This is a genomic window from Arthrobacter sp. OV608 (genome assembly GCA_900110595.1).
In the GTDB taxonomy this organism is placed as follows: Bacteria; Actinomycetota; Actinomycetes; order Actinomycetales; family Micrococcaceae; genus Arthrobacter.
Genome location: FOEZ01000048.1, coordinates 1 through 5,031, shown reverse-complemented (window position 1 = coordinate 5,031; position 5,031 = coordinate 1). Strand labels below are relative to the sequence as shown.

At 61.6% G+C, this 5,031-nt stretch carries 3 protein-coding genes; all 3 read right to left on the bottom strand.

What is annotated here, in order from left to right; genetic code table 11:
• A partial coding sequence (locus BMX78_RS22430; protein ID WP_170850931.1) for an ABC transporter substrate-binding protein occupies positions 1-1,069 on the bottom strand: 1,069 nt, incomplete at its 3' end.
• Positions 1,070-1,386: 317 nt separating this feature from the next.
• Positions 1,387-2,778 (bottom strand): NtaA/DmoA family FMN-dependent monooxygenase, encoded by a 1,392-nt coding sequence (locus tag BMX78_RS22425; protein ID WP_091424795.1) that lies wholly within the window; start codon positions 2,776-2,778, stop codon positions 1,387-1,389.
• A 172-nt stretch (positions 2,779-2,950) separates the two neighbouring features.
• Positions 2,951-4,309: an NtaA/DmoA family FMN-dependent monooxygenase gene (locus tag BMX78_RS22420; RefSeq protein WP_286139234.1), complete on the bottom strand. Its 1,359-nt coding sequence runs from the start codon at positions 4,307-4,309 to the stop codon at positions 2,951-2,953.
• Between the last annotated feature and the right edge of the window lie 722 nt (positions 4,310-5,031).

Genomic DNA, 5,031 nt, shown 5'->3' with positions numbered 1-5,031 from the left:
AGCTGATCGGGCGGCCTCCCCAGACTGTCGGTGTCCACTGCTTTTCGTTCTGCGGTATCGCGTAGTACTCCGCGGCCGGTGTCTGCTTGACGTTGATCGTGACCCCAGCTTTGGCTGCCGACGCGGCGAAGAGGGTGACCATTTCGCTGGTACCCGGGCCGACGTTCGTCGTCGGCAACGTCAGGGTCAGGTTTTCGTAACCGGCGTCCTTGAGCAGTTCCCGCGCCCGTTCGGGGTCGTAGGTGCGTTGGGGCAGCTTGGCGAAGCTGGGATCGAACCAGCCGAACAGATCGTTTCCAATCGTCGCGTTGCCGCCGTAGGCGTTGCTCACCACCTGCTCACGATCAATCAGAAGGCGCATCGCCTCCCGAACCCGGGGGTCGTCAAAGGGCTTCATCTTGGTGTTCATACGGATACCCACCCATGTTCCTGACGGCTGATTGGAAACTGTGAGCCCGGCCCCTTCAAGCTGCGCGATCCCGCTGAACGGAACGCCGGAGATCACGTCAACCTGGCCGGACATGAGTGCGTTCACCCGCGTCGTTTCGTCATTGATGGAATCAATCTCGACGGCGGCCAGCTTCGGAGCACCATCCCAGTAGTTGTCGTTACGCACGAACGTTGACTGCTGGCCGGGCGTGAAGGACTCGAACTTGAACGGTCCGGTACCGACCGGGTGCTCGAAACTCGTCGTCCCGTCCTTGATGATCAGTGCATTAATGTCGACAAGTGACTCTGGGTACAGGAAGTTCGGCGCGGTGAGCGGGATCTCCAAGGTCAGATCATCGATCTTCTTCAGCTTTGCGCGATCCACGTTCGACCACAAATTAACGGCCCAGGTCACTTTCTCGACGTTGTAGTTCATCGTGTAAATGACGTCATCGACCGTGAGCGGCGTGCCGTCATGCCACGTCACGCCACCACGGAGCTTCAACGTCCAGACTGAACCGTCCCCGTTCGGAGTGAGCGACTCAGCCAGCACGTTCTCGACGATCTTGTCGCCGGTGCCCATCCGCACCAGCGGCTCGAAGATCTGGAAAGCCCGCGCGATACTCGCCTCGGCGTCCATCTTCGTAGGGTTCAGGGTTTCCGTGCTCCCAACGCCGAGCACCCCGACCCGGAGTATGCCATTACTATCCGCCGAGGTGGACGTGTCCGAGCTGGATGCTCCCGGGGTGCACCCTGTCAGGGCGCCACCTCCCGTAAGCACAAGGACGCCAACGGCGGCCGCAGCAGCCAAGCGACGTCGGCCAAAAGCAATCCTTGTCAATGCAGATGAACGGGTCATGATTATCCTTCAGTTTTGAGTGGAGCAAGCGTTTTCGGTGACGCTTCTACAAGGGAGATGTGGGAGATGACCATGTGTGGTCCGAACCCGTCCGGCCGTTATGGACGCCCCGCGAGGTGTGTCAGCACGGGTTGCGGTTTCGCTGTCTGGGCGACTCGGTAGTCCGGGCCGTATTGGCCGCGAGCTCCGAGATGTTCGCGGAGGGTGGTGCCTTCATAGTCCCGGTGGAACAGTCCGCGGTCCTGCAGGATCGGGATGACCTGGTCGACGAATGCGTCGATGCCATCGCGGTACACGTCGGCGCATACCCAGAACCCGTCGATGGCACCTGATTCGAACCATTCCTGCATGTGATCGGCAGCTTCGGTCGCCGTTCCCACCTTCGCGGGATGCTCACTGAAAACCCCCTGGGCGAGGATGTCGCGGACGCTCCACCCCTCGCTCGCGAGGGTGTGCGCTCGAATGCTGCGAGCCTGAATCCAGCCTGGCGCGTCGGGGTTAGGCGGGCGGAGCGCGCCGAACTCAGACGGCTGCAGGACCCGGTCCAGGTCAGTCATGCTCAGCGGCACCCCAAGCAGTTCGCCCAGTTGCGGCAACCACTGCGGTAGGCGTGAAGCTACGAGCGATGCACGCCGGTCAAGTGCCTCACGCTTCGTCGGGGCGATGGTGGGACTAAACCCGGCCACGTACTTCACCTCGTCGGGGTCCCGTCCCGCTTCGGCCGCGTACCGGCGGATCGTTTCCCGGTAGGCCCGTGCCTCCTCGATCGAGGACGCGAGGCCGACCGCGAGATCCGCGTACCGTCCGGCGAGTGCGAAGGAGTTATCTCCCAGACCGGACTGCACGATGACAGGCTGACCCTGTTCAGAGGGCGGGACATAGAGAGGCCCCCGTGAGTTCACGTACGTACCCTCAAAGCTGACGGGCGCGACCTCACCTGGCTTGGTGTATTCCCCGGTCTCCTGGTCGTGAACCCACGCCTCGCGACCCCAACTCCCCCACAACGACTGAACCAGCTCAATACTCTCCCGGGCCCGCCCATAGCGGTCCTCACCAGACAGCACCTCGGACCCGTAGTTCGCAGCGACATCAGGATAACCGGATGCCACCGCATTCCAGGCCGCGCGCCCATGGCTGATGTAATCGACGGTCTTCAGCTGCTGCGCCAGAGAATACGGGTGGTTGTACGTCGTCGATGCGCTTGCCACGAACCCGATACGCTCGGTCGCCCGCGCAAGAATGGCCATGTGAATCATGACATCAGGTGTCATATCAGGCCCATAATGCTCAAAGTCTTTTACTTCGTGATAGGGGCCGTTGGGGAAGAAGAGGAACTGGAGTTTGCCTCGCTCTGCCGCCTGGGCGTACCTGATCCGTGTGTCGTAGTCCAAGTACTCGACGGGGTCCACTCCTGGTGCACGCCACGAGTCAGGCTGGGTGCCGGACAAATTGCCCAACTCCATCCCAATAATCATTTGTTTTACTGTCATAAAAAGTCCTTTCTAATCCGTTTTAGAAGTGAAGGCTTCTCGGCGTCCCGCGGGCCGGACGAAGTCGGACGGGGAGCTCATTCACTCTCGCTGCCCCTCGGTCGCAAACGGTACCGGCAATCTGCACTGTGTCCTCCACTTAGCTTCGCTGTCAGCGGCCGTCGAGAATGGTTCAGGCCGTACAGCTAGCGGTGTCGGCGAGGGTCAGGGTTTTGGCTGTCTGGGTGACGCGGTAGTCCGGGCCGTACTGGCCGCGAGCTCCGAGGTGTTCGCGGAGGGTGGTGCCTTCGTAGTCGCGGTGGAACAGTCCGCGGTCCTGCAGGATCGGGATGACCTGGTCGACGAATGCGTCGATGCCATCGCGGTACACGTCGGCGCATACCCAGAACCCGTCGATGGCACCTGATTCGAACCATTCCTGCATGTGATCGGCAGCTTCGGTCGCCGTTCCCACCTTCCCGGGATGCTCATCGAAAACCCCCTGGGCGAGGATGTCACGGACGCTCCACCCCTCGCTCGCGAGGGTGTGCGCTCGAATGCTGCGAGCCTGAACCCAGCCTGGCGCGTCGGGGTTAGGGGCGCGGAGCGCGCCGAACTCAGACGGCTGCAGGACCCGGTCCAGGTCAGCCATGCTCAGCGGCACCCCAAGCAGTTCGCCCAGTTGCGGCAACCACTGCGGTAGGCGTGAAGCTACGAGCGATGCACGCCGGTCAAGTGCCTCACGCTTCGTCGGGGCGATGGTGGGACTAAACCCGGCCACGTACTTCACCTCGTCGGGGTCCCGTCCCGCTTCGGCCGCGTACCGGCGGATCGTGTCGCGGCAGGACCGCGCCTCCTCGATCGAGGACGCCAGGCCGACGGCGAGATCCGCGTACCGTCCCGCGAGTGCGAAGGAGTTATCCCCCACACCGGCATGGACGATGACAGGCTGACCCTGTTCAGAGGGCGGGACATAGAGAGGCCCCCGTGAGGTCACGTACTTGCCCTCGAAGCTGACTGGCGTAACCCCGCCGGGCCGGGTGTATTGCCCGGACTTCTGGTCGTGAACCCACGCCTCGCGACCCCAACTCCCCCACAACGACTGAACCAGCTCAATGCTCTCCCGGGCCCGCCCATAGCGGACCTCACCAGAGATCACCTCGGACCCAAAGTAGGCGGCGCTGTCGGGACGTCCGGACGGGACAACATTCCAGCCCACCCGCCCATGGCTGATGTAATCGACGGTCTTCAGCTGCTGGGCCAGGGTGTAGGGGTGGTTATACGTTGTTGACCCGCTGGCAACGAACCCGATACGTTCGGTCGCCCGCGCAAGAATGGCCATGTGGATCGCCAGGTCCGGCGAATGTTGGGGCGGGTTGCGTTCGATGTCGACATCATGGGGCCCACCCGGGAAAAAGAGGAACTGAAGCTTGCCACGCTCGGCCGCCTGCGCATACCTAATCCGCGTGTCGTAATTCAAGTACTCGACCGGATCCACCCCCGGCGAACGCCACGCATCAGGCTGGGTGCCAGACGTGTTACCCAACTCCATACCAATAATCATCTGTTTCGCAGTCAAGGGAGCCTTTCGAGAAGCGGTTAATGATGAAGAGAGCGCCATGCGTAGCATACGTATCTGGATACGTATTTCTCAATATCTCAATACCGTGACGTATTCCTGTTCTAGATGCCTGCCGGCGGCGACCAGGTGACCTGCACTCCACTGCTGGTCACGCTGACAGCAGTTTGGGCACGTAACCACTTTTCAATAGGAGCATGACGAACCGCGAGAAAAAAGCGATCTTTTCTTAACAGTATTGATTAGAAAAGTAGACGTATTTTTGCTTGCAATGCATCTTGAAGAGTGCCAAGCTCTGATTTTGACGCTGTCAGTCGACTTGAGCAGTCGCCCTCAAACCTTCTGGCGGCGCAGCGTCCCTCGAGCCGCTCCAGTCGGCCCAGTCGGCCCAGATGTCGATATAGAGCTCGACGTAACCCGCGACGCCGTGCGCAGCACGCGAGCCTTCGCCGACAGCGGGGCGCCGTCGTTCCGGGGCGAGAGCGTTGATCAGCTTTGTACCGGTTCCAGCTGCGTCTGCGACGAACGCCAACTCAACGGCTGAGGCGAGCCACAGGGCGGCCTCGAGTTCAGCCCGGGCCACGCCGCCCGGTTCTCGTCACCGGGGGCGGGGACGCCGGGGGCGTAGTCACCGTGGTGGTCATTTATTCACCGTGACGTCGGTGAAGTCATAATCGCCGAACGGCGAACGCATA